23 protein-coding genes and 3 tRNA genes are annotated in these 24,582 nt (G+C 72.0%); 10 read left to right on the forward strand and 16 right to left on the reverse strand.

Annotation, left to right across the window (positions count from 1 at the left end; translation table 11 throughout):
- The first annotated feature begins 238 nt into the window (after positions 1-238).
- From purF to VFH10_RS09760, 3 genes are all read left to right on the forward strand, one after another.
- A complete protein-coding gene (purF, locus tag VFH10_RS09750; protein WP_325127958.1) occupies positions 239-1,801 on the forward strand; it encodes an amidophosphoribosyltransferase in 1,563 nt (520 codons plus the stop codon).
- Between the two features lie 52 nt (positions 1,802-1,853).
- Complete coding sequence (gene purM, locus VFH10_RS09755) at positions 1,854-2,966, forward strand: phosphoribosylformylglycinamidine cyclo-ligase (protein ID WP_325127960.1); 1,113 nt, start codon at positions 1,854-1,856, stop codon at positions 2,964-2,966.
- 264 nt (positions 2,967-3,230) lie between these two features.
- A complete protein-coding gene (locus tag VFH10_RS09760) occupies positions 3,231-3,440 on the forward strand; it encodes a DUF3073 domain-containing protein (RefSeq protein ID WP_325127962.1) in 210 nt (69 codons plus the stop codon).
- A 77-nt stretch (positions 3,441-3,517) separates the two neighbouring features.
- Here the strand turns inward: VFH10_RS09760 and VFH10_RS09765 are convergent, their stop codons facing one another.
- Positions 3,518-4,624, reverse strand: a complete 1,107-nt coding sequence (locus VFH10_RS09765) for a Glu/Leu/Phe/Val dehydrogenase dimerization domain-containing protein (protein WP_325127964.1) — start codon at positions 4,622-4,624, stop codon at positions 3,518-3,520.
- A gap of 311 nt (positions 4,625-4,935) precedes the next feature.
- Between VFH10_RS09765 and VFH10_RS09770 the strand changes: the two genes are divergently transcribed.
- Complete coding sequence (locus tag VFH10_RS09770) at positions 4,936-5,154, forward strand: BldC family transcriptional regulator (RefSeq protein ID WP_325127966.1); 219 nt, start codon at positions 4,936-4,938, stop codon at positions 5,152-5,154.
- A 129-nt stretch (positions 5,155-5,283) separates the two neighbouring features.
- On the opposite strand, the gene VFH10_RS09775 is transcribed toward VFH10_RS09770, so the two are convergent.
- The 3 genes from VFH10_RS09775 to VFH10_RS09785 all read right to left on the reverse strand — a co-directional run bounded on the left by VFH10_RS09775 (position 5,284) and on the right by VFH10_RS09785 (position 10,300).
- Positions 5,284-7,824: an SCO7613 C-terminal domain-containing membrane protein gene (locus VFH10_RS09775; protein WP_325127968.1), complete on the reverse strand. Its 2,541-nt coding sequence runs from the start codon at positions 7,822-7,824 to the stop codon at positions 5,284-5,286.
- A 153-nt stretch (positions 7,825-7,977) separates the two neighbouring features.
- On the reverse strand, positions 7,978-9,201 hold the full coding sequence (locus VFH10_RS09780; RefSeq protein WP_325127969.1) for a hypothetical protein: 1,224 nt from the start codon (positions 9,199-9,201) through the stop codon (positions 7,978-7,980).
- 127 nt (positions 9,202-9,328) lie between these two features.
- Complete coding sequence (locus VFH10_RS09785) at positions 9,329-10,300, reverse strand: lipid kinase (RefSeq protein WP_325127971.1); 972 nt, start codon at positions 10,298-10,300, stop codon at positions 9,329-9,331.
- 181 nt (positions 10,301-10,481) lie between these two features.
- Between VFH10_RS09785 and VFH10_RS09790 the strand changes: the two genes are divergently transcribed.
- From VFH10_RS09790 to VFH10_RS09800, 3 genes are read left to right on the forward strand one after another with little or no spacing between them, the layout of a single operon-like run.
- Positions 10,482-11,423: a sensor histidine kinase gene (locus VFH10_RS09790; protein ID WP_325127974.1), complete on the forward strand. Its 942-nt coding sequence runs from the start codon at positions 10,482-10,484 to the stop codon at positions 11,421-11,423.
- A gap of 40 nt (positions 11,424-11,463) precedes the next feature.
- A complete protein-coding gene (locus VFH10_RS09795) occupies positions 11,464-12,330 on the forward strand; it encodes an aminoglycoside phosphotransferase family protein (RefSeq protein ID WP_325127976.1) in 867 nt (288 codons plus the stop codon).
- 9 nt (positions 12,331-12,339) lie between these two features.
- Entirely contained in the window at positions 12,340-13,440 is a 1,101-nt protein-coding gene (locus VFH10_RS09800) for an amino acid racemase (protein WP_325127978.1), read from the forward strand.
- A gap of 19 nt (positions 13,441-13,459) precedes the next feature.
- On the opposite strand, the gene VFH10_RS09805 is transcribed toward VFH10_RS09800, so the two are convergent.
- The 4 genes from VFH10_RS09805 to VFH10_RS09820 form a co-directional block, all read right to left on the reverse strand.
- Positions 13,460-14,482 carry an FUSC family protein gene (locus VFH10_RS09805; RefSeq protein WP_325127979.1) on the reverse strand — a complete coding sequence of 341 codons (1,023 nt, stop codon included), beginning with the start codon at positions 14,480-14,482 and terminating at the stop codon, positions 13,460-13,462.
- Between the two features lie 81 nt (positions 14,483-14,563).
- Positions 14,564-14,637, reverse strand: a tRNA-Phe gene (locus VFH10_RS09810).
- Between the two features lie 127 nt (positions 14,638-14,764).
- Positions 14,765-14,841: transfer RNA gene (locus VFH10_RS09815), tRNA-Asp, on the reverse strand.
- Between the two features lie 86 nt (positions 14,842-14,927).
- Positions 14,928-15,000 (reverse strand) — tRNA-Glu (locus VFH10_RS09820).
- Between the two features lie 138 nt (positions 15,001-15,138).
- Between VFH10_RS09820 and VFH10_RS09825 the strand changes: the two genes are divergently transcribed.
- Positions 15,139-15,480: a metallopeptidase family protein gene (locus VFH10_RS09825; RefSeq protein WP_325128055.1), complete on the forward strand. Its 342-nt coding sequence runs from the start codon at positions 15,139-15,141 to the stop codon at positions 15,478-15,480.
- A gap of 61 nt (positions 15,481-15,541) precedes the next feature.
- Here VFH10_RS09825 and VFH10_RS09830 read toward each other — a convergent pair whose 3' ends face one another.
- Genes VFH10_RS09830 through VFH10_RS09855 form a run of 6 tightly spaced genes read right to left on the reverse strand, consistent with a single transcriptional unit; the run spans position 15,542 to position 19,197 of the window.
- A complete protein-coding gene (locus tag VFH10_RS09830; RefSeq protein WP_325127981.1) occupies positions 15,542-15,871 on the reverse strand; it encodes a fluoride efflux transporter FluC in 330 nt (109 codons plus the stop codon).
- Positions 15,868-16,275 (reverse strand): CrcB family protein, encoded by a 408-nt coding sequence (locus tag VFH10_RS09835; protein ID WP_325127983.1) that lies wholly within the window; start codon positions 16,273-16,275, stop codon positions 15,868-15,870. Before VFH10_RS09835 ends, VFH10_RS09830 begins: the two co-directional genes overlap by 4 nt.
- Positions 16,272-17,201 (reverse strand): ATP-binding protein, encoded by a 930-nt coding sequence (locus VFH10_RS09840; RefSeq protein ID WP_325127985.1) that lies wholly within the window; start codon positions 17,199-17,201, stop codon positions 16,272-16,274. The genes VFH10_RS09835 and VFH10_RS09840 overlap by 4 nt, the downstream gene beginning before the upstream one ends.
- Positions 17,198-17,851: an ion channel gene (locus tag VFH10_RS09845; RefSeq protein ID WP_325127987.1), complete on the reverse strand. Its 654-nt coding sequence runs from the start codon at positions 17,849-17,851 to the stop codon at positions 17,198-17,200. Before VFH10_RS09845 ends, VFH10_RS09840 begins: the two co-directional genes overlap by 4 nt.
- A gap of 10 nt (positions 17,852-17,861) precedes the next feature.
- Positions 17,862-18,425 carry a GNAT family N-acetyltransferase gene (locus tag VFH10_RS09850; protein ID WP_325127988.1) on the reverse strand — a complete coding sequence of 188 codons (564 nt, stop codon included), beginning with the start codon at positions 18,423-18,425 and terminating at the stop codon, positions 17,862-17,864.
- Positions 18,415-19,197: a DUF1206 domain-containing protein gene (locus VFH10_RS09855; RefSeq protein WP_325127990.1), complete on the reverse strand. Its 783-nt coding sequence runs from the start codon at positions 19,195-19,197 to the stop codon at positions 18,415-18,417. The genes VFH10_RS09850 and VFH10_RS09855 overlap by 11 nt, the downstream gene beginning before the upstream one ends.
- A gap of 58 nt (positions 19,198-19,255) precedes the next feature.
- Between VFH10_RS09855 and VFH10_RS09860 the strand changes: the two genes are divergently transcribed.
- On the forward strand, positions 19,256-20,908 hold the full coding sequence (locus VFH10_RS09860) for an alkaline phosphatase D family protein (RefSeq protein ID WP_325127992.1): 1,653 nt from the start codon (positions 19,256-19,258) through the stop codon (positions 20,906-20,908).
- A 14-nt stretch (positions 20,909-20,922) separates the two neighbouring features.
- On the opposite strand, the gene VFH10_RS09865 is transcribed toward VFH10_RS09860, so the two are convergent.
- Complete coding sequence (locus tag VFH10_RS09865; RefSeq protein ID WP_325127994.1) at positions 20,923-22,332, reverse strand: mycothione reductase; 1,410 nt, start codon at positions 22,330-22,332, stop codon at positions 20,923-20,925.
- A gap of 95 nt (positions 22,333-22,427) precedes the next feature.
- Here VFH10_RS09865 and VFH10_RS09870 point away from each other — a divergent pair, with 95 nt between their 5' ends.
- The gene (locus VFH10_RS09870; protein WP_325127997.1) at positions 22,428-23,930 is read left to right on the forward strand and encodes an NAD(P)/FAD-dependent oxidoreductase; all 1,503 of its coding nucleotides are present in this window, start codon (positions 22,428-22,430) and stop codon (positions 23,928-23,930) included.
- An 86-nt stretch (positions 23,931-24,016) separates the two neighbouring features.
- Here the strand turns inward: VFH10_RS09870 and VFH10_RS09875 are convergent, their stop codons facing one another.
- A complete protein-coding gene (locus tag VFH10_RS09875; RefSeq protein ID WP_325127999.1) occupies positions 24,017-24,451 on the reverse strand; it encodes a DUF5709 domain-containing protein in 435 nt (144 codons plus the stop codon).
- Positions 24,452-24,582: the final 131 nt, after the last annotated feature.

The following is a 24,582-nucleotide window of genomic DNA, read 5'->3' on the forward strand; positions in this document are numbered from 1 at the left end:
GCGCGTAGGCGCGGATCACGGCGGGTCGTCCGAGGGAACGGGCGGACGACGAGGGCGCCGGACCGTGGCGGGCCTGGCGGGAGGCCGAGCGAAGCGAGGCCGGATGGTAGGTCCGGCGCCCTCGTCGGGAGCCCGGGCCCTCGGCCGGGACAAGCCGACCCAACCGCAACACAGCGGACCGGAACCACCGCCGCGGGGCGCGATCCGCGCGACGTCACCTCCACGTACCATGAACCACGTGCCAAGCTCACGCGGTGACGGCCGCCTGACCCACGAGCTCGACCCCCACGACACCGGACCCCAGGACGCCTGCGGCGTGTTCGGCGTCTGGGCACCAGGTGAGGACGTCGCCAAGCTCACCTACTACGGCCTCTACGCGCTCCAGCACCGCGGCCAGGAGTCGGCCGGTATCGCGGTCGGCAACGGCCGGCAGATCCTCGTCTACAAGGACATGGGCCTGGTGTCCCAGGTCTTCGACGAGTCCACGCTCGCCTCGCTCCAGGGCCACCTCGCCGTCGGCCACTGCCGCTACTCGACGACCGGCGCCAGCACCTGGCACAACGCCCAGCCGACGTTCCGCCCCACCGAGACCGGCTCGATCGCGCTGGCCCACAACGGCAACCTCACCAACACCCACGAGCTCGCCGCCCGGGTCGCCGAGCTCGGGTCCACCGACGCCCTCGACCTCTCGATGAAGAACGCGCCGGCGTCGACCAACGACACCAGCCTGGTCACCGCGCTGCTCGCCCACCACCCCGACCGGAGCCTCGAGGAGAACGCCGCCGAGCTGCTGCCCACCATCAAGGGCGCGTTCTCCTTCGTCTGGATGGATGACCACACGCTGTACGCCGCCCGCGACCCGCAGGGCATCCGGCCCCTCGTACTCGGCCGTCTGGACCGCGGCTGGGTGGTCGCCTCGGAGACCGCGGCTCTCGACATCGTGGGTGCTTCGTTCATCCGGGAGGTCGAGCCCGGTGAGATGGTCGCGGTCGACGAGGACGGTCTGCGCAGCCGGCACTTCGCGACCGCGGTGCCGAAGCACTGCCTCTTCGAGTTCGTCTACCTCGCCCGCCCGGACACCCTGATGAACGACCGGCGCGTGCACAGCGTGCGCGTCGAGATCGGCCGCCGCCTCGCCCGCGAGTTCCCTGCCGACGCCGACCTGGTGATGCCGGTGCCGGAGTCCGGCACCCCCGCCGCGATCGGGTACGCCGAGGAGAGCGGCATCCCCTACGGCACCGGTCTGGTCAAGAACTCCTACGTCGGACGCACGTTCATCCAGCCCTCCCAGACGATCCGCCAGCTCGGCATCCGGCTCAAGCTGAACCCGCTCCGCGACGTCATCGAGGGCAAGCGCCTGGTCGTGGTCGACGACTCGATCGTCCGCGGCAACACCCAGCGGGCCCTGGTCCGGATGCTCCGCGAGGCCGGCGCCCGCGAGGTGCACGTGCGGATCTCCAGCCCGCCGGTGAAGTGGCCGTGCTTCTACGGCATCGACTTCGCCACCCGCGCCGAGCTGATCGCCAACGGGCTCACTTCCGACGAGATCTGCCGCTCCATCGACGCCGACTCCCTGGCCTACATCTCGCTCGAGGAGCTGGTCGAGGCGACGACGGTCCCGAAGCAGCAGCTGTGCCGGGCCTGCTTCGACGGTGTCTACCCGGTCGAGCTCCCCGACCCCGAGCGGCTCGGCAAGCACCTGCTCGAGCTCGACCCCGTACTCCCGCTCGACTCCGTCGACGTACCCCGGGTGTCGCTCACCCCGGGCGGTGGCGCGGGCGACGCGCTGGACCGTCCCTGACCGCAGTCCCGCCACCACCCCGCTCGCTCGGCAACGAACCGAAGGACCAGCGATGACCCAGCCCCCTGCCCGTGACCAGCGGTCCGGCGCCACCTACGAGGCGGCCGGCGTCTCGATCGACGCGGGCGACAAGGCCGTCGAACTGATGAAGGTGTGGGTCGACAAGGCCCGCCGTCCGGAGATGGTCGGCGGCATCGGCGGCTTCGCCGGGCTGTTCGACGCCAGTGCGCTGAAATCGTTCGACCACCCGCTGCTCGCCACCTCGGCCGACGGAGTCGGCACCAAGGTCGCGATCGCGCAGGCGATGGACGTGCACCACACGATCGGCTTCGACCTGGTCGGCATGCTTGTCGACGACCTGGTGGTGTGCGGTGCCGAGCCGCTGTTCCTCACCGACTACATCGCCACCGGCCGCGTCGTACCCGAGCGCATCGCCGCCATCGTGCAGGGCATCGCCGAGGCGTGCGTCCAGGCCGGGTGCGCCCTCGCCGGCGGCGAGACGGCCGAGCACCCCGGACTGCTGGGGCCCGACGAGTACGACGTCGCGGGCTCCACCACCGGCGTGGTGGAGGCGGCCGACCTGCTCGGCCCGGGTCGCGTGCGGACCGGGGACGTGGTGATCGCGATGGCGGCGAGCGGGCTGCACAGCAACGGGTACTCCCTGGTCCGGCACGTGCTCCTCTCCGAGACTGCCGGCGCCGGGTGGTCCCTCGACCGGCACGTCGACGAGCTGGGCCGCACGCTCGGCGAGGAGCTCCTGGAGCCGACCCGGATCTACGCCAAGGCCTGCCTGGACCTGGCGCGCTCCACCGCCACGCACGCGATGTCGCACGTCACCGGCGGCGGGCTGGCCGCCAACCTGGAGCGGGTGCTCCCCGACGACAAGGTCGTGACCATCGACCGGGGCACCTGGACCCCGGCCCCGGTGTTCGACCTGGTCCGCCGGGTCGGCGACGTCGCCCAGCCGGCCCTGGAGCAGACCCTCAACTGCGGGGTCGGGATGGTCGCGCTGACCGACCCCGACGACGCCGACCGGGCGGTCGCGCTGCTCGCCGGCCACGGAGTCGACGCCTGGGTGTGCGGCGAGGTGGCCGCGGCGACCGGTGCCACCGGGACCGCCGCGGGCGGCACGGTCACCCTCCGGGGGCAGCACCCCGGCTGGTGACCCCTCGCACCACCGATATCGGTATGCCCGGAGTGACCCATGGGTCACGGCGGACATACCGACATCGGTGTCAGCCGTGAGCGAAAACTCGTGCCGATTGACGAGCCGGGTGTGCGGGATTGTTGCCCGGGCAGGTACGGTTGGACCACGAGAAACCATCAGGACAGACCGGACGCTCGTCCGTCACTGGCCCTCGCGGTCCTTGCCGACCGTTGAAGGTCGGGTGGGCGTGACTCCGGCCAAGTGTGCGAGGGGGTCGACCCTATGGGGCGCGGCCGTGCGAAGGCCAAGCAGACCAAGGTCGCCCGCGACCTGAAGTACCGCTCCCACGAGACGGACTTCGGCGCGTTGGCGCGAGAGCTGCATGGCGACAACGACAACTCCGACGGGTCCGGTGACGCAGGTGGCGGCACCGACCTCGACGAACTCGACGAGTGGTCGGACTACTCCGACTCTCGTTCCTCGCGAGACTGACGCCAGGACGCGAAACCCCTCACCGGTCCGCGGGCCGGTGAGGGGTTCACTCGCGTCCTGACCCCGGTTGGCGAGCCCTACCCGAGCCAGACGCCCCGCAGGCGTCCGACCTCGCGCATCCGGCGCTCCGCGATCCGGTCGGCCGCGACAGCCGGCGGGACGCCCTCGTCCTCGGCCAGCGCGAAGACCTTCTTGGTGGTGTCGTAGATCTTCTCGGCGCGCGCCTTGGCGCGGTCGAAGGAGAAGCCCTCGAGCTCGTCGGCCACCTGGATCAGGCCGCCGGAGTTCACCATGTAGTCGGGCGCGTAGAGCACGCCGCGGTCCTGCAGCTGCTTCTCGATGCCGTCGTGCGCGAGCTGGTTGTTGGCGGCGCCGCAGACGATCTTGGCGCTCATGACCTCGACGACCTCGTCGCTCAGCGCACCGCCCAGGGCGCAGGGCGCGTAGACGTCGAGCTCGGTGCCGACCAGCGTGTCCGCGTCGGCGACGGCCAGAACCTCGGGGTGCTCGGCCTGCACGCGCGCGATCGCCTCGGGGTTGACGTCGGTGACGGTCACGGAGGCGCCGTCCTCGACCAGGTGGCGGACCAGGTGATGACCGACCTTGCCGACGCCGGCGACCCCGACGGTGCGTCCGTGCAGCGTAGGCGCGCCCCAGGTCGCCTCGGCCGCGGCGCGCATCCCCTGGAAGACGCCGTACGCCGTCAGCACCGAGGAGTCGCCCGCGCCGCCGTGCGCGGCGGTGCGACCGGTGACGAACGAGCACTCCCGGGCGATGTGGTCCATGTCCTCCGAGAAGGTGCCGACGTCGCAGGCGGTGTAGTAGCGGCCGTTGAGCGACTGCACGAAGCGCCCGTAGGCGCGCAGCAGGGCCTCGGTCTTGAGCGTCGTCGGGTCACCGATGCTCACGGCCTTGCCGCCACCGAGGTCGAGCCCGGCCAGGGCGGCCTTGTAGGACATGCCCCGGGAGAGGTTCAGGACGTCGGCGAGCGCGTCGGCCTCGGACGCGTAGGGGTAGAACCGGGTCCCGCCGAGAGCGGGCCCGAGCGCAGTGGAGTGGATCGCGATGATCGCGCGGAGACCGGTCGGCTCGTCGTGGCAGTACACGACCTGCTCGTGTCCGGAGGCCTGGTCGAAAACACCTGGCGGGAGGCCCTGCGGGCCGGCGGGAGAGGTCCCGGTCACGGTGGTGACCCTTCTGTTCGGGCCCGCGGGGGTGGTGCGGGCGTTGGCACGGGGGGTGCGGGCGTCGGCCGCGGGGGTGGTGCGGCGACGTACCAAGACTACGGAACCGCGCGGGTCGGCGGCCAACCCGCGGCGTTTCCCCGCAGATTGGGGGGACATGGGTACCTCACGGTGAGGGACCGTGACTCATATGTGCCATTGTCCGGAATTTCCCCCGGACCTAGGCTCGACGGTGCAACACTGGAGCGGAGGGAAAGTCCGGGGCACCTTGCGGGAACTCCGGACGATGACAAGTGTGAGGGAGGCCCGCTATGGACACGCGGCCACCGGAGTCCGAGCCCCTGCTGACACCTGCTGAGGTGGCGGCGATGTTCCGCGTCGACCCGAAGACGGTCACGCGGTGGGCCAAGGCTGGCAAGCTGAGCTCGATCCGGACTCTCGGCGGACACCGCCGGTATCGGGAGTCTGAGGTCCGAGAGCTGTTGACGGGCATGGTGCCCGAGCAGCGGCGACCGGAAGAGTCGGCCTGACCGGAGCGCACGTTCCGCGCTCGCGAGCGCGGTTCCGAGCTTGATCGTGCCCCAGCATCCACGAGAGGTGCTGGGGCATGGTGCTGTCCGGACCTGTTCACCATGGGCTGCCGCCACCCGGGGCGATCCTCAGCGCAGGCCGAGCACGTAGGCGCGCACCTGGCGGGCCTCGCGGAGCCGACGTTCCCAGGTGACGCCGGTCGCGATCAGCACCGCCCCGGCCGCGCCGATGAGCACCCAGCGGGGCACGGTGTCGCCGATGTACGGCGCGGCCAGCCGGAGCACCAGCAGCCCGCCGACCACGGCACCGGACACCACCGGGGCGGTCCAGCGCAGCAGGACCCCGGCGAGCACCAGGACCAGGCAGCCCAGGCCGAGCAGCAGCACCCGGGGGCCCTGCGGGTCGGCCAGCGCCCAGAGCAGGCTCGGCACCAGCGCGAGTGACAGGGCCGGGCCCAGCGCCGTCATCGTGGTCGCCCCCGGGTGGGTGCGCAGGTGCCACAGCCCGACCGCGGCGAGGGCGGCGGCGCTCGGCAGCGTGTAGGCCTCCGGGGCCCGGACGCCGAGGTCCCACAGCCGGACCCAGCTGGCCGTGGCGAGCAGCGCCCCGCCGGGCCAGCCGAGCATCCGGCGGTCGGCGCGCAGCAGTGCGGTCGCCGCGACCGCGACCCCGGCCAGAGTCAGGTAGCCGGCGGCCCAGGACGGCTGGTCGACCGCCGGAGCCAGTGCGACGCCGAGCATGCCCAGGGGAACGGCGGCCGCCGCGGCACCGACCTCGAGCCCGGTCCTCGCGCCGACCGCCGACGGGCTCCGCCACCAGCCGGCGGGAGCGAGGAAGGTGGTGGTGCCGACCGCAGCGAGCAGGAGCAGCCCCACCAGCACCACCACCGACGGGTCGGCGTCGGCGAGTACGCCCACCGTCCAGGTGAGCCAGGCCAGGGTCGCCGCGACCACCGCCCCGGCGACCTGGGACACCGGGGTGCGCCGGGCCAGCAGGTGCACGTGCGCCGCGCAACCGAGCGCGCCGACCAGCGCGGCGGCCGTCAGCCATTCGTCGTACTGTGAGACCGTCACGGCGAGCCCGAGGAAGGCAGCGCCCACCGCGAGCGGGACGAGCGAGCCGCGGCGCAGCCACCAGACCTGGAAGGCCACCGCGGTGCCGAGCAGCAGCGCCACCAGCAGCCAGACGGGCGGCGCGTAGAGCGCGAGGGTCAGCACGACCGTTAGCGCGGCGACCGCCGCCAGCGCCCGCAGGTCGGCGACCAGCCCGACGACGGCGTCCACCTCGGGGCTGGCCTCGGCGGCGGCCAGGACAGTGCCGAGCAGGGCGACCACGCCGAGCAGCAGCAGCCACGGCGCGGGTGCGGTTGCGGGCAGCCCCGGGTCGAGGCTCCCCCCGGGTGAGCCGCCGACCGCTTCCGCGATGTCGGCCAGGGTGAGCGCGCCGTACGTCGCCAGCTCGACGACGACGGCACCGACGACCAGCGCACCGAGGACCTGTGGGAGCAGGGCGACGAGGCCCCACGGCCGCGGGGCGAACCAGGCGAGCAAGCCGAACGCCGCCAGGACACCGACGACCGCGAGCGTCGCCGGCGTGCGGCCCTCGTCGAGGGCGGGCATCACGGCAGCCAGGGCCAGGACGGCGGCGCCGACGCTCGCCGCTGAGACGCGCGCGGCGACCGGGAACCGTCGGACGAGCGCGAGCCCGCCGACCAAGGTCGCGGCCGCGAGGAGCGGCCAGACGTGCAGGTCGCCCCAGAGCTGCCGGAACGTCTCGTGGTCCGCGGCCCGGGCCACCGCGACCGCCAGCAGGGTGACCCAGCCGAGCCCGGCGACGACCGCGGCGACGACCGCCGCCACTCCGGTGCCTAACCGGCGGAAGCCCTCGGCGGCCAGCCCGGCCGCCACCACGGCGACGAGCAGGTCGGCGTCGGTGCGGCCGGCGTCGAGGTCGGCGAGCCCGAACCACGCCACCGCCACCCCGACGCCGGCGACCAGCTGGGTGCCGACGAGCATGCCCACCGGGGTACGCCGGGCCGCCAGGGACGCGCCGGTTCCGGCGACCACCAGCACCGTGCCGAGCAGCACGAGGAACGCCTCGCCGTCGAGGTCGCCGAGCCAGCCGGCGTTCTCGGCGCCGAACACGTCGAGGGTCAGCAGCCCGAGCGACACCAGGGCGAGCGACTCGGCCGCGCCGCGCAGGTCGCGCCGGGCCAGCCACCCCGCGAGCGCGCCGGTCGCGACGGTGAGCACGACCAACGTCGCGGTCCGGCCGCCCACCCCCATCACCGACCAGGTGACGGCGAGGAACACCAGCGCCGCGACCAGCACGCAGGCGGCGCCCAGGCCGAGCAGGATCTTCGGGACCGAGGCGGCGCTGAGCCGTCGGGGCGGGGGCGCGGCGGCCGGCAGCGGCGCCTGGGGGCGCGGTCCGGCGCCGAGCGAACCGGTGGGCGTATCGGCCGGGTAAGTCTGAGGCGAAGAGGCGACCGGCGCCAGCGACGAGGCACGCAGCTCGACCAGCAACCGGTCCGCGACGGTCAGGGTCTCGAACAGCCGCTGCGCGACGGCCCCGCGCAGGGACAGCCCGCAGCTCGAGCAGGCCGGCGCCTGGAAGACGATCGCGCTGCCGCAGTCCGGGCAGCGGGTCGGGTCCGCGTAACGGGTCATGGACTCATCAACCCACGCCACCACCCCCGGCGTACCCCGATCGCGCACTCATCCGTCTGAGTACGCCTACTCAGCCCACCGCCGAGGAGTCAGGAAATCGGGGTCCTGGGCGGCGTGTCGGTGCACCGGTGACCCCTCGGTGGCCGAGCCGGCTCAGCTGAGCGACATCCGGGGCTCGCCGTTGACGAGGCCGGTGCCCGCGATCCGGCAGCTGCCGCCGCGCGGTGCACCCCCGTTGTAGGCCTGCCGCACGCACGAACGGGTGGCCAGCTGAGCCCAGTAGTTCGGGTGCAGCGACTCCTGGACGTAGTACGGGCTGTTCGCACAGCACGTCGAGACGGTGCGGATCTGGTTGACCCACTCGGTCTGGTCGACGGCGCCCGGGGACGTCCAGCTCGCGATCCCCCGTTCCTCGTAGAGACCCACCGTGTTCTCGCAGAGGCGGCGCCCGTTGAACGCCGAGGAGAGGTCCAGCGTCCGGGAGTTCGTGATGCCGGCCTGGGCGATCGCGCCGGTCACCGCTCCGTTGATCGTGGGCAGCGCGGTGGCGTTGGCCCAGCTGGCGTCGGCGTTCCAGAAGCCGCAGCCGCCGGTGCTCTGCCGGGTGTAGCCGCTCTGCGAGTAGCGGAAGCCGTTGCCGTTCGGGATCGGCGACGGGTAGTTCTGCACGACCAGCGTCCAGGCGCCGTCGGCGTACCCGGCGTTGCGCATCGCCTGCCGGACGTTCTGGTACGCCGTCGCGATCCGCGCGCGTACGGTCGCCACGTTGCTCGACGTGAAGTTCGCCGTGACCGAGCTGTCATCGTGGCAGTAGTCCGGCCACCACGACGGCGAGGTCAGGAAGTCGGTCACGCAGGTCTGCACGATCGAGGCGAACTCGAAGTCGTTGCCGCCGATGGACACCACGACCATCTTCACGTTGTGGCTCGCCGCGAAGTTCTGCAGCATCAGCGCCTGGCCCTTCCGGCCCTCGCTGTCGTAGAAGTCCAGGCCGGGCTTGAAGCGGCCGTTCCCGTCGGTGTACGTCGAGGTGCGGGCGCCGGAGCAGGCGAGGTTCAGCCCGTTCACGCCGGCACCGATGTAGGCCTCGGACGACCGGCTGCGGTGACAGCGGGCGATCTGCTCGGCGGTGCCGCCGACGTTGTCGTGGTAGGCGGTCGGCCCCAGCGCGTCGGCACGGGAGCTGGAGGCGTTGGAGCTGCCGGCCCAGCGGCCCGCCTCTCCCGAGATGTAGGAGTCGCCCAGCGTGACCACCCACGGTGAACCGACGCCGGGCCCGTCCGCGGACGCGGCGGGAGCGGTCACGGCCAGACCGAAGGTGGTGAGGAGGAGGGCGAAGGCGACGGACAGCGTCCGCCGTCCAGAGGGCAGCGACACGGGGGCTCCTTCGACGGCTCAGCCCCCCGGCAGTCGATGTGGTGAACCTAGCGACATTTCGGGCAGGTGGGAAGAAGTCGCCCGCGGGGAGTCGAGTTCGGGAGCGCGGCGCGGTCCGTCCCGGTGGCTAGCCGTCCTGCGTGGGTGGGTGCTGGCCACCGACGCGGGCGCCGTCGAGAGTCGCGGCGCGGCTGTCCCGAGGCACCACGACGTGCAGGGCGTTGCGCGCGACCTCGATGAGCGAGGGGGTGGCGGTCTCCACCTCCCCGTCGAGGTTCACCGGCAGCGGCTCGTCGGTGACGACGCGCACGGCCTGGGTGGTCACGTGGTGCACCCGGTCGTGGTGGACGAACGAGCCGTCCCTGAGCAGCCGGGCGATGCTGACGTGCTCGCGCAGCCGGCCGCGGACGATGGCGTACACGTCGAGCGTGTGGTCGTCGATCCCCGCGTTCGGCGCGACCGTGTTGCCGCCGCCGTAGTGCCGACCGTTGCCAACCGCGACCTGCATCAGGTCGTCGAGCTCGAGCGTCCCGTGGTCGCCGTGCGGGAACTCCAGCCGGGCGCTGAACGGCCGGTGCCGCCGGTAGGCCCGGAGCGTCGCGACCGGGTAGGCGAGCGGGCCGAGCCGGCGCTTGAGCCCGGCTGTCAGGGCCTCGGCGACGCCGACCGAGAGGCCGACGGAGGCCACGTTGAGGAAGGTCCGCCCGTCGACCCGGCCGAGGTCGACGTCGACGACCTCGCCGTGCGCGAGCGCGGCGCACGCACCGGCCACGTCGGCGGGCAGCTCCAGGGTCCGCGCGAAGTCGTTGGCGGTGCCCAGCGGGAGTACGCCGAGCGTGGCTGGTGTGCCGGCGACGAGGCCGGCCGCGCAGCCGATGGTGCCGTCGCCGCCGCCGACGATCACCAGGTCGTGCCCGTCGGACACGGCCAGACCTACCGCGGCCGGTAGTTCGCTCCCGTGCGACACCGCCTGCGCCGAGCGGACCGGGACCCCCTCGGACGCGAGTCTTGCCAGCACCTCGTCGTACGCCGCGGCCCCTCGACGGGACCCGGTGTTGACCACGACCGCGGCGCTGCGGGCGTCCTCGGCGTACCTCATCCGGGCCACGGTATGCGCGGCGGCTGAGGGGGTGATGAGACGAGGCTGTGTGTTGGCGCCATCTCCGACGCCCGTTCGATACCATCCGGGGAGGTCTGGACCAGTTGCGCCCGGGGTGACCGGAGGCGCACAGTGGTCCGGGGTTGAGCGTCGAGCCTCTCGGCGCCTGGGGGTGGTAGACGTGGCAGTCGTTACGCAGCCGGACGAAGGAGTCGTCGAGTTCCGGCACGAGGTGGCCTTCTACGAAGGCCTCGCCGGGCTGCCCTCCGCGCTGCTCCCGTTCCTGCTCGAAGGCGTCGCCAACGGCGAAGCGATGCTCGTGGTGATGCTCCCCGACCGGCTCCGCGTGCTGCGCGACGCGATGGGTCCACTGGCCGACCGGGTCGAGTGGGTCGACATGACCACGGTGGGCGCCAACCCGGCATGCATCATCCCGGCCTGGCGCGACTTCCTCGACCAGCACGGCGGCGAAGGCCCGGTGCGCGGCATCGGCGAGCCCGTCTGGCTGGGCCGCCGCGGCGCCGAGATGGCCGAGGCCGAGCTCCACGAGGCCCTGCTCAACGTCGCCTTCGACCACGGCCCGGCGTGGCGACTGCTCTGTCCCTACGACGTCACGGCGCTGCCCGGCGACGTGCTCGAGGAGGCCCTGCGCAACCACCCGGTCCGCGACCTGGCCCAGCCCATCGCGCCCTACGCCGGGCACGAGCACGCGGCCCGCACGTTCTCCCGTGAGCTGCCCGCGGCCCCGACGGACGCGACCCTCCTGGCGTTCGGTCCGGGCGACCTGGGCACCGTCCGCGCCGTGGTGCGCCGAGCCTGCGAGACGGTCAGACTGCACCCGTCGACCGTCGACGACGTCGTGCTCGCCGCTCACGAGCTGGCCGCGAACAGCGTGAAGCACGCCGACAACGGTGGGTGGCTGCTGCTCTGGGACGAGCCGGGCGCGCTCGTCCTCGAGGTGCGCGACCGGGGCCACATCGACGACCCGCTCGTCGGCCGCAACTCGCTCGACCTCACCTCTGAGAACGGTCGCGGCATCTGGATGGCCAACCAGCTCTGCGACCTGGTGCAGGTGCGCTCCGGCGCACACGGGACCCAGGTCCGGCTCTACGCCTGGCTCTGACCCGCCGCCCCCATCGGTTCGCGGTGCGAAGATGCGGGCCGTGACGGAGCGCGCGTTGACCTGGGCCGCCGAGCAGTGGGGCCGGGAGGTACGCCGCGCCGACCTGCTGCACGGCGGCTGGACCTCGACGATGCTCCGGCTCACCGACGCCGACGGGGAGCGCGCCGTGCTGCGGCTCATGACCCGGGAACCGTGGCGCCGGCACGCCCGGGAGCTGCTGGGACGTGAGGCGGCGGTCCAGGCGCTGCTCGCGGGGTCGGCCGTGCCCGCGCCGACGAGCCTCGCGCTCGACCTCGACGGCCGCGCGGGGGACCCGGCGCACCTGATGTCGTGGCTGCCCGGCCGGCTGGAGCTGGCCCGCTGCGACGAGGACCTGCTGGCCCGCCTCGCCGCGCTCCTCGGCCGGATCCACGACTTCGATCCCGGGGACCGCCGGCCCCGGCGCTACCAGAGCTGGGCGCCGCCGGCGAAGCGCACGATGCCGGACTGGGCGCGGCGGCCGGCGACGTGGAGGGCGGCGTTCGACGTGCTCGCCGCCCCACCGCCGTCGTACGACGGGAGGTTCCTGCACCGAGACTTCCACCTCGGCAACGTGCTCTGGTCGGACGGTGAGGTCACCGGTGTCGTTGACTGGGTGGAGACGTCGTGGGGGCCGGCGGCGCTCGACGTGGCGCACGCCGCGACGTACCTCGCGATGATGCACGGCCCGGAGCCGGCCGCGCTCTTCGAGTCTCTGTGTGGTCCGGTCGACGAGGGCGACAGGTACTGGCGGGTGATGGACGTCGTCGGCTACCTGCCCGACCCGGTCAAGGTGGCGCAGCCCTGGCGCGACCAGGGCATCGACATCACCGACGCGACGGTGCGCGACCGGCTCGAGCGACGACTGGACGCCGTGCTCACCTCGTAGCCTGTGCGCGTGACGGACTCTCGCAGCGACCCGGTCGCGCTCCGCTTCCGCGACCTCGACGCGTTCGGGCACGTCTACCACGCCGAGTACCTCACGCTGCTCGACGAGCTCCGCACCGCCTGGTTCGGCAGCGTCCTCGGCCTCGACCACCCGCAGTCCTACGTCGTGGTGCGGGTCGAGATCGACTACGTCAGCTCGCTGACCGGCGACGACGGGTCCGTGCACGGGGAGTTCGCCGTCGAGGCAGCCGGTACGACGAGTCTCACGCTGCGGGAGTCGCTGCGCGCCGGTGACGGGCGCGAGGTGGCCCGCAGCCGCGTCGTGGTGGTGCTGCGGGACCCGCGGACCGGTTCGTCCCGGTCGTTGTCCGACCGCGAGCGGGCGAGCTGCGTACGGTACGCCGAGCGGCGCGGGCACGCCATGAAGCGGATCGGCCTGCTCGGCGGGATGAGCTGGGAGAGCAGTGCCCACTACTACCGGCTGGTCAACGAGCTGGTCCGGGACCGGCTGGGCGGGCTGCACTCCGCGGAGTGCCTGATGTTCTCCGTCGACTTCGCCGAGGTGGAGGCGATGCAGGAGTCGGGCCGCTGGGACGACGCCGCCCGTCTGCTCACGGCCGCCGCCCGGGTGCTCGAGGGAGGTGGCGCGGACTTCGTCGTGCTGTGCACCAACACCATGCACAAGGTCGCCGACGCGATCTCCGCCGGCGTCTCCGTGCCGCTGCTCCACCTCGGCGACACCACCGCCGAAGCGGTCCTCGCGACCGGCGTCCGTCGAGTGGGACTCCTCGGCACCGGGTTCACGATGGAGCAGTCGTTCTACAAGGACCGGCTCGCCGGCCACGGCCTCGACGTCGTCGTCCCGGAGGCGGACGACCGCGCCCTGGTCCACCGGGTGATCTACGACGAGCTGTGCCGTGGCGTGGTGAGCGAGCGGTCGCGCGTCGCCTACCAGGCGGTCATCGGCCGCCTGGTCGAAGAGGGGGTCGAGGGAGTCGTCCTCGGCTGCACCGAGATCGAGCTACTCATCGGACCCGAGCACAGCCCGGTGCCGGTGTTCCCGACGACGCGGCTGCACGCCGAGGCAGCGGTCCGGCTCGCGCTCGGCTGAGCGGCCCGCCTAGGTGTACCTAGGGCGGGGCGGTGCCGGTCGCGCCCGGCTCCGCCGGGACGTGCGGCTGCCGGAGACTCGGGACCAGTACGCCGAAGACCAGCGCCACTCCGACACCGAGCAGCGTCTCGAGGACGCGTTCGCCGAACCGGCTCGGACCCGTTCCGGGCGAGGTCAGGGCCAGCAGCAGGATCACGAGGAAAGTGGTGAAGCCGCCCGTGACGTACCACCGGCTGGCGCGCGTGCCGGCCAACCCGGTGAGGGCGGCGCAGATCGCCACCGCGACCACCGCGGGAGGCGGGTCGGTGGCGGCGAGCAACATGGCGGCCAGGGCGCCCACGGTGACCGCGCCCGCACGCCCGGCCCCGCGCAGTCGGGTCAGCTCCGGCGTCGGTCGCATGACGAGCAGGCAGGCCGCGGTCGCCCAGCCCTTGTGGTCAAGGTCGAGTGCGAAACCGACACCGGCGCAGACGGCGCCGGCGAGGCCGAGCCGGACGCCGTAGCCGAGCAGCACCTCGGACGGCTGCGGACGCGGTCGAACCGGCTCGGGTCCGTCGTGCGCCGGCCAGGCCAGGGCGACAAGCCAGCCGTACGCCGAACCGAGGACCAGGACCCCGGCGACCTCCACGGCGGTGCCTACGTCCGAGAAGCTGAGACCGGCACCGACCATCGGCACGGCCAGCACCATCAGGAGCCGGCCGACGGCGAGGCGCCCGGCGAGGACCGCCGCGCCCAGGCAGAGCAGGAAGATGGTCACGACGGCCGCGACGGCGTGGGTCGCTAGCGCCGCGCCGAGCACCAGGCCGGCCCCGATGGCCGCTCCCACGACGAGGCAGGCGGAGCGGTCGCGCCGGCGTGGCAGGACCCCGGTCGCGGCCGCAGGCAGCACTCCGACCGCGAGCGCCACTCCCAGCGTCGGGTCGGAGAACGCGACGATCACGGCGGGGACGGAGCAGAGCCCGCCCAGCAGCGCCCACGACCCGTTCCAGGCGACCGCCGGCGCCGGCACTGCTCGATTGGCACTCGCGGGTCCCACGCCCATGGCGTCAGGGTAGCGACGGTGCGGTCCGCCAGAACGAAAGCCGCAGACCAGAGTGGCTCTGGCCTGCGGCTCCCTCGCTCGTGGGCAGGGGCGGGGTCGAACCGCCGACCTTCCACTTTTCAGGCGGACGCTCGTACCAACTGAGCTACCTGCCCGAGCGCGGGAAACTCTACAACAGCCGCGTGGGCATCGAGGAATCGCCGTGGCCCCCGAATCCGATCCGCGCGGACCCCGTGAAACGACGAAGCGCCCCGGACCAGATGGTCCGGGGCGCTGCGCTCGTGGCGACCCCGACGGGACTCGAACCCGCGGCCTCCGCCGTGACAGGGCGGCGCGCTAACCAACTGCGCTACGGGGCCAGGTTGATGCTCAACTTCAAGCGGCGCAATGCTAACGCACTGTGTCGCGTTCTCCCGAATCGAGACCCTGCCGGGTCTGATCTGGGCACCCCCAACGGGATTCGAACCCGTGCTACCGCCGTGAAAGGGCGGGGTCCTAGGCCGCTAGACGATGGGGGCAACTGCCCTTCGAGCGGCCGTCGGGCACGACTGCCGTCCGGGGACCGGACAACTATAGGGGCGCCGATGCGGGCCCACAAATCGAGGGCGGGTCCGGGCCGGTACGACGCCGCGGGGGAGGATGGCACCGTGATCGAGATGACCCGGGAGCGGTTCGAGGAGCTGGTGGCGGAGGCCCTCGACGGCCTGCCGCCGGAGCTCTCGGCGCTCATCGACAACGTCGTGGTGCTCGTCGAGGACGAGCCGCCGGCCGACGACCCGGACCTCCTCGGCTTCTACGACGGCACGCCGCTCACCCAGCGCGACTCGACGTACGCCGGTGTGCTGCCCGACCGGATCACCGTCTACCGGAACCCGACGCTCGACATGTGCGCCTCCGAGGAGGAGGTCGTCGACGAGGTCAACATCACCGTCGTCCACGAGATCGCGCACCACTTCGGCATCGACGACGACCGCCTCCACGAGCTCGGCTACGCCTGAACAACGATTCGTCTGCGGTTTATGGGGTGATTCACGGTGGCGGATCGCAGACGAATCGTTGTCATCCGGTGCCCAGCCGGAAGCCGAGAGCGCACAGGGCGATCGCCGGCACGAGCGTGACCAGGGCGACGGCGGAGCCGAGGCGCGGACCGCGGTCGTGGACGTGCACGGCGAGGGCGGAGTACGTGGTCAGCCCGCCGCAGAACCCGGTCCCGAGCAGTGCCAGCGGGTCACCCGAGACACCGCGGGCGACGAGCAGCCCCAAGAGGAACGAGCCAGCCCAGTTCACCAGCACCGTCCCCCACGGCCACCGCTCGTCGAGGAGGTGGCCGGCCACGTAGCGCGCCGGAGCGCCGACCGCCGCGCCGAGGGCGACCAGCAGCACGGTCACAGGTCGCCCTCCTCGGCGTCGAACTCGCGGCGTTGCGTGGCGGTGCTGAGCCGGTCGGCGGCCGCGACCGCCACCAGACACGCTGCCAGCGTGCCGACGACATAGAGGCCTGCCGTCGTCGCATGACCCGACGCAAGGAGGGCGCGGGTCTGCTCGGAGTACGTCGACAGGGTGGTGAAGCCGCCGAGCAGGCCGGTGCCGAGCAGGGGCGGCAGGATCGGGTGCCGGCGTATCGAGGCGACCGCGGGGAGCAGGGCGAGCACGAACGATCCGGCGACGTTGATCGCGAAGGTGGTCCAGGGAAACGCGGGGCCGGTGTCCGGGAAGGCGATCGTCAGCAGGTGCCGGGCGACAGCGCCCGCTGCGCCACCGACAGCCACCGCGACGACGAAGGAGAACCTCACCCCGTGGTGTGGTCCACGACGGTCGAGCCGGGCCAGGGGGTCGGCTCCTGCCCGGCACCCTGACGGGCGAACTGGTCGGAGTACCACCGCATCAGCTGGAGCTGCTGGGGTGTCGCCGCGACGGTCAGCAGGCTCTGGTCCCGGCAGAACCGGTCGGCGCGTTCGAGGACGTCGCGCATCCGGGCCATGGTCGTCGGCGCGGTCGCGGGTACGACGTACTCCAGGTCGACCGACTCCAGCCCTTCGGCGATCGCCTCGTTGAGGCGCTCGATGCCGCGGGCCAGCCGCCGCTCGTGCTCCACCTGCAGCATCAGCTCTCCGAGCTCGTCGGCGACCGGGTAGCGGTCGCCGTGGTCGAAGGAGAGCAGCCGGAGCTCGCGCCGGATCTCGGAGTACCAGCCTCGGAAGGACGCGAACACCTGCGCCGGCATGCCTAGCAGGCGGATGGTCACCATCTCCTCGACCGGCTCGGCGTCGGCCATCGCCTCCTCCACCGCCTCCGCGAGGTCGTAGACGTCACCCTCCTCGGCGACATCGACACCCGGGTCGCCGCTCGGGACGAACCACACGACCTTGCCGTCCTGCGACACGTCGGCACCCCAGCTCTGCGAGTAGAGCGCGACGATGCCCATGCCGCGGCCGATCGTGGTCATCAGGTGGTTCTCGTCGGTCATGTCCACACCGACGCGCGGGGGCCGAGCGGACTTGTCGTGCACCTCGACCCGGGGTTTGTCCTTCGACCCGCGCAGCCGCACGCTGATCGGCGGCTCGGCATGCAGGATCGCGTTGGTGACCAGCTCGGAGACGCCCAGCTCGGCCGCGTCCACGAGGTCGGGCCGGCCGAGTCGCTCGAGCTCGCCGCCGATCCAGACCCGGGCCCGTCGTACCGACTGGGGATCGGGGTCGAGCAGCAGCCGTGCGCTCATACCCTCCTCCGCTCGGCACGCAGGGACACCAACCGGGTGACGACCATGGCGATGTAGAAGATGCCCACCACCTGCTCAAGCATGACGACGCTCTGGCCGTGGCCGGTCGCGGGGCCGATGTCTGAGAGGCCGGTGCTCGACAACGTGGTGAACGACAGGTAGAGCAGGTCCATCCAGCCTCGTTCGCCCGCCCCGAACGCGCCGGGGCTCGCGGCCTGCACCACCACGAACAGGTAGGCGAACGCCCACGCGAACAGCGTGAACACGGCCGGGATGGCGAAGAGCTCGTCGGTGGTGACGTCGTCGTCCTTGAGCATGTAGGCGAGCATCGCGATCGCGGCGTAGAAGTACAGCGCCGACTCGAATCCGGACGACCACGGGACGAGCCGGTCGTCGCCGATGAAGACCGAGACCAGCAACAGGGCGGTGGCCGGCACGAAGACGAAGGCGCTGACCCACGTGAAGAGCGGAGTGGCACGCAGGGCGCGGATCGTGAGCACCAGCACCAGGAGCCCGAAGGCGGAGAGGATGGTGCGGCCGACGAAGCCCTGGTCGCCGCCGACGAACGGGTAGAGGACGACACCGCCGAGCTGCACGACGAGCAACGACAGGCAGGGGGTGTTGCGCACGAACCGGCCCCACTCCCGCATGGCCGGAATCCTAGTGGGTGCCGGTCCCTTCGCCCCGCACCGGCGACCGGAGCCGGAACAGCTCGAGCTCGGTGCCGTAGTAGCGGTCGGTGAGACCGTGCGGCTCCATGCCCAGCCGCGTGCAGACGGCGACCGATGCGGAGTTGCCCGGCCGTACGACGGCGATCGCCTCGTCCAGCCCCTCCGCGAACGCCCGGTCGAGCACGGCGCGGGCCGTCTCGGTGGCGAGGCCCTGGCCCCAGGAGTCGGGATGCAGGTGCCAGCCGACCTCGATCACCCCGTCGCCGTCGGGCACCGGGACCAGCAGGACCGTGCCGGCGACGACGCCGTCGTCCTTGCGCTCGATCGCCCACAGCCCTTGGCCGGTCCGTTCCTCGGCCCGCTCGGCCCAGCGCTCGATCCGGGCCACCGCCTCCTCGCGGGTGCGCAACCGGGTGGGCACGGCGCCGAGCCAGCGGGCGACCTCCCAGCGCGAGTAGATGTCCAGGAACCGGTCGGCCTCGTCGACCCGCCACGACCGGAGTCGTGCGCGCTCGGTCTCGAGGAATCCCGGACCCGCCTGCTCAGCGGTCAAGGTGGCGGGCCCACGCGAAGCAGAAGAGGCCGAAGCAGGCGATGCCGGCCGCGACGAGCGCGAGCAGCGCCGGTCCGAACGGCTGCTCGAGGAGCTGCAGCAGGGCCTGGTCGAGCCCACCGGACTTGTCCGGGTCGTGGGTCCATGCGGCGTACAGGAAGAGGCCTCCGACGACCGCGAAGGCGACGCCCTTGCTGATGTAGCCCGCCTTGCCGAACCAGCGGTAGGTCTGCCCGTCCTTGCCGGTGTGTCCGCTGCTGTCGAGCATGTCGAGGAACTTCTCCCGCCATCCGTTCCAGGCGAGCCCGATCGCGATGCCGACGATCACCGCGCCGACGAGCGCGACCAGGATCACGCCGAACGGCAGGCTCATCAGGCGCGCGGTGAGGGAGTCGGTGCTCTTGCCGCCGCCGCTCTGACCTCCCACGGCGATCCGGAGGGCTCCCCAGCCGAGTGCGCCGTAGATGACGGCCCTGCTCAGAGAGACGACGCGCTTGCCAGCGCGCTTCGCGCCTTCCTCGTCACGATGTCCGGCAGCGGCCTCGAACAGCTGCCACACGACGAGAGCCACGAAGCCGGCGCCCACGACGTAGAGCGAGATCCGGCCGAGCTCGGTGCCGGCCAGCTGACGCAGTGCGCCGCTGCCGGAGACATTGCCCTCCCGGTCGCCGAAGACGAGCTGGAGCGCGAGCCAGGCCATCAGCAGGTGCACGATCCCGTAGCTCACCAGCCCGACCCGCACGCCCACGTCGAGCGCGTCATCATGATCCATGGCCGGAACGTACCCCCTGGGGCTGTTGCCTAACGGGCGCTGCCGGTAGAACGCTCACATGACTTCTGACGCTCTCGTCCTCGGGCCGCTGCTGCGACACGTGGACGCGACGTCCGCGTCGGTCTGGGTGGAGACCGCCCGCGACGCGACCGTCACCGTCGAGCTGGATGGGCGGCGCTGGTCGCACCGCACGTTCGCCGTCCACGGTCACCACTACGCGATGATCGAGGTGACCGGGCTGGAGCCGGGCTCCAAGTCGCCGTACCGCGTGCTCGTCGACGACGAGGTGGTGTGGCCGGAGCCGGACTCCCCGTTCCCGCCGAGCGTCATCGCGACGCAGGTGCCAGACCAGCGGCTGCGCCTGATGTACGGGTCCTGCCGCACCAGCGTGGGCCACGACCTCAAGGGCAACCTCACCCACGGGGTCGACGCGCTGCGCGCACTGTCGCGGCGGATGGTCAAGGACGAGGGCGCGGTCTGGCCGGATCTCGTGCTGTTCCTCGGCGACCAGGTGTACGCCGACGAGACCACCGAGGAGATGCACGACTTCATCGAGTCGCGGCGCAGCATCAAGGAGCCGCCGGGCAAGGAGCTCAAGGACTACGAGGAGTACGCCCACCTCTACACGCTCGCCTGGACCGACCCGGCCAACCGCTGGCTGCTGTCCACCCTGCCGAGCGCGATGATCTTCGACGACCACGACGTCCGCGACGACTGGAACACCTCGCTGGCGTGGAAGCAGAAGATGGACGCCACCCAGTGGTGGCACGGCCGCATCGTGGCGGGCCTGTCCTCGTACTGGGTCTACCAGCACCTCGGCAACCTCTCCCCGCAGGAGCGCGAGGAGGACGTGCTCTGGCAGCGGATCGCGACGCACGACGGCGACGACGAGCTCGACATGACCGCCGCGGTCGAGGACCTGGCCGAGCGGGTGGACCGAGACCCGGAGGAGTACCGCTGGAGCTACTCCCGCGACCTCGCCGGCGTCCGGCTCATCGTGCTCGACTCGCGTGCAGCGCGCGTGCTCGACCCCGATCGGCGGGCGATGCTCGACCCCCAGGAGCTGGCCTGGCTCGACGAGCACATGCAGGGCGGCTTCCGGCACGTGCTGGTCGGCACCTCGTTGCCGTTCCTGCTCCCACCCGGTCTGCACCACCTGGAGGCCTGGAACGAAGCCGTCGCGGGCGGTGCGTGGGGACGGCGGCTCACCAGGTTCGGGGAGTGGGCGCGCCAGACCGTGGACCTGGAGCACTGGGGCGCCTGGCAACGCTCGTTCCAACAGGTGGCGGACCTGGCCACTGAGGTGGCGGACGGAAGGCGCGGGCCGGCTCCGCAGACGGTGACGTTCCTGTCGGGCGACGTGCACCACTCCTACGTCAGCGAGGTGCGGCGACGTCGCGGTGGCCGGATCGTCCAGGCCGTGTGCTCACCGATCCGCAACCCGCTGCCGAGGTTCTTCCGGTTCCTGACCGCGGTGCTCGCGTACGCCGTGGCCGGGCCGATCGGCCGTGCGGTCTCACGGTCCGCGCACGTGCCCCGGCCGCCGTTCAGGTGGCGCAAGCTCGCCGGCCCCTGGTTCGACAACGCGGTGGCCACGCTCGAGGACCGCGACGAAGGACTGCTGCTGCGTTGGGAGAAGGGCGTCGCCGGCGACGACCCGAAGGACTCCCGGCTGGAGCTGGTCGAGGAGCTGGTGATCCCGCCCCGCTGAGCCCGGACGACGGCCTACCCCTCCAGGGCGAGCAGGGCGTTCTCGACGACCTCGGTGAGAGCGGGGTGGATCCAGTACTGGCCCAGGGCGACGTCGTGAGCCGTCTGACCGAGGCTCATCGCCTGGATCAGCGGCTGGATCAACGTCGCCGCTTGTGGGCCGAGGATGTGCCCGCCGAGGAGCAGCCCGGTGTCCGGGTCGGCGAGCACCTTCACGAAGCTGTGCTCGTCCTCCATCGCCCAGCCGTAGGCGGTCCCGGCGTAGTCGTGCCGTCCGACCACGAAGCGGCGACCGGCCGCGCGCGCCTCCTCCTCCGTGATCCCGATGCTGGCGACCTGCGGCTGGCTGAACACGGCGCTCGGCACGTGCTCGTGGTCGGTCGTCACCAGGTCGTCGGGATGCTGGAGGTTGTGCCGGATGGTGCGCGCCTCGGCGTTGGAGACGTGCTTGAGCTGGAACGTGTTGCTCACGTCGCCGAGCGCCCAGACGTTGTCGGCGGTGGTGCGCTGGTGCTCGTCGACCAGCACGAGACCGCGCTCGCCGACCTCGACGCCGGTGCGGTCGACGTCGAGCAGGTCGGAGTTGGAGCGGCGGCCGGTCGCCACCAGCAGCAGGTCCGCCAGCACCGTCGTACCGTCGTCGAGGTGTGCGCGCACACCCTGGTCCGATCTTGACTCCACGAGTCCCCGCGCGGGTTCCAGCTTGGTGATGGTCGTGTCGAGGCGGACGTCCCAGCGGTCCTGCGCGAGCTCGGTGAACCGGGTCGCCACGTCACGGTCCTCCTCGCGCAGCAGCAGGTGCGACCGGTTGACCACGCTGACGTGCGCGCCGAACGCGGAGAAGACGTGCGCGAACTCCGCCGACACGAACCCGCCGCCCAGGATGAGCACACGAGTGGGCAGCTCGTCGATGCGCATCACCGTGTCGCTGGTGTGGAAAGGGACGTCGTCGAGGCCGGGTACGTCGGGGATCTGCGGGCGTGACCCGCTGGCGATGACGACGTGCTCGGCGGTGATGGTCTCGCCCGTGCCGGTGTCGAGGGTGCGCTCGTCGGTGAACCTGGCATGGCCCTCGAAGAGCCGCACGTTCGGACGCCCGGAGGCCCGCCACTCGCGACCCGAGGTCGAGATCGGGTCGATCCGGCCGAAGATCCGGTCGCGGATCTCGGGCCAGCGGGCCCGCTCGAAGGTCGTCTCGACACCCAGCCGGTCGGCGTGCGCGGCGGCGTACGCCAGGTCGGCGGGGTGGACGAACATCTTGGTGGGGATGCAGCCGACGTTGAGGCAGGTCCCGCCGAAGGTGCCCTTCTCGAGGATGGCGACCTTCCAGTCCGCGAAGGAGTCGTCCACGATCGTGTTGCCCGAGCCGGAGCCGATGACGGCGAGGTCGAAATGGGAAGGTGCGGTGCCTGACGAGGGGGTCACCCACCCATCCTGCCCCGCCCCCGGTGTGAGCGAACCCACGGCGGGAGGGGCATGACCCAGGACTCGGGATGCGTTGAACCGGGTAGGAGGCGAAGATGGCACCCGAGCAGCACGAAAGGCAGCAGATGACGAACCCGCAGGCGCAGACGGGCGGCCGCCACCAGGTCGTCGTGATCGGGTCCGGATTCGGAGGCCTGTTCGGCACGAAGGCGCTCAAGCGCGCAGACGCCGACGTCACGATGGTGGCCAGGACCACCCACCACCTCTTCCAGCCGTTGCTCTACCAGGTCGCGACCGGCATCCTCAGCGAGGGCGAGATCGCGCCGGCGACGCGTGAGGTGCTGTCCGGCCAGCAGAACGCCCGCGTCATCCTGGGCGACGTCACCGACATCGACCTCGAGAAGCGCACGGTCACCTCCAAGGTGCTGCACCGTGAGACCGTCACGCCGTACGACTCCCTCATCGTGGCAGCAGGCGCCGGGCAGTCCTACTTCGGCAATGACCACTTCTCGGAGTTCGCGCCGGGCATGAAGAGCATCGACGACGCGCTCGAGCTGCGCGGCCGGATCTTCGGTGCGTTCGAGCTGGCCGAGATCTCCGACGACGAGGACGAGATCGAGCGGCTGCTCACCTTCGTCGTCGTGGGGGCGGGCCCCACCGGTGTCGAGATGGCCGGGCAGATCGCCGAGCTCGCACACCGCACGCTCAAACGCGACTTCCGCCGGATCAACACCCGTGAGGCGCGGGTGATCCTGCTCGACGCCGCGCCCCAGGTGCTGCCGCCGTTCGGCAACAAGCTGGGCGCCCGCGCCCAGAAGGACCTCGAGGGGCTGGGCGTGGAGGTCAAGCTCGGCGCGATGGTGACCGACGTCGACGAGCGCGGCATCGAGCTGCAGAACAAGGACGGCAGCCGCGAGCGCATCGAGGCCGTCACCAAGGTCTGGGCCGCCGGCGTCGCCGCCAGCCCGCTGGGGCGGCTGCTCGCCGCACAGACCGGTGCGCCCCTCGACCGCGCCGGGCGGATCGGAGTGAACCCCGACCTCACCCTCCCCGGACACCCCGAGGTCTTCGTGGTCGGCGACATGATCGCGCTGGACAACCTCCCGGGCGTGGCCCAGGTCGCGATCCAGGGTGCGAAGTACGCCGCCAAGGAGATCCGTAACAGGATCGAGGGCAAGCCGCCCCAGGAGCCCTTCAAGTACTGGGACAAGGGGTCCATGGCCACCATCTCCCGGTTCAGCGCGGTGGCGATGGTGGGCAAGCTGCGGTTCACCGGCTTCATCGCCTGGCTCATGTGGCTCGGCCTGCACCTCATCTACATCACCGGCTTCAAGAGCCAGCTGACCGCGCTGCTGCACTGGGCGGTGAGCTTCGTCGGTCGCGGCCGTTCACAGCGCACCGCGACCGAGCAGCAGATCTTCGCCCGCGCGGCGCTGAAGCGGCTCAAGGGCGGCGCCGCCGACCTGGTCGCACCGCCGGGAGCCTACGAGGCCGCGCAGGACCTGATCGCCACCACCAGGGCCGAGCTCGAGGCGAAGGCCGCCGAGGAGGCCCGGCTCTCCGACGAGAACCGGCGGGGCGTCAAACAGGACGCCTGAACCGCCGAGGGGTCAGTTCTTCAGGGCCCTGGGCGGCGTGTCGCTGCATCCGTGACTCCTCGCCGCGGCGGTGGGTAGAGCCGGGCTCACTCCTCGTCGATGACGTGGACGGCGGCCTCCTCTGCGCTCGCACCGGCGCCGTCGATGCCGATGTCGTCGGCCACGAGGTCCTTCTCCTCGTCCTCGCCCAGACCCTCGTCCTCGGCGACCAGCCGACCCGCGCGTTCGTGGCCGACCTCGCCGCCGACGTGCTCGTCCTCGGCGGCCGCCGCCGCGTACGGGTCCGGCTCGGGCACCTCCTGCGCGAGCCGCTGGTCGAGGGACTCGCCGGCGAACTCCTCGGCCGGGGTGTTGCCGTAGCCCTCGGCGGGGGACCACCCGTCGGGCGGGGCATACCCCTCGTCGAGGGCGTCCTCCACGCCCCGGTCCAGCAGCGAATCCTCGGGCTGCAGCTGGTCCTCGTCGTCGACGCTGTAGGACCCGTAGGTCTCCGGGTCCGGCTCGATCGTGTTGTCGCTCATGCCTCCACCCCTACCCGTGGACAGCGAGTCGCAACCGGCCCTGACGCCATCGGAGCGGGCTTCCGTCGGCACCGGGCCGAGGCGACGTACGACGTGTCGGGGGCCGTTCAGTACGCTCGAGTTGTTCGTAG

The sequence above is a fragment of the Nocardioides sp. genome (assembly GCF_035697785.1).
Lineage (GTDB): Bacteria > Actinomycetota > Actinomycetes > Propionibacteriales > Nocardioidaceae > Nocardioides_B.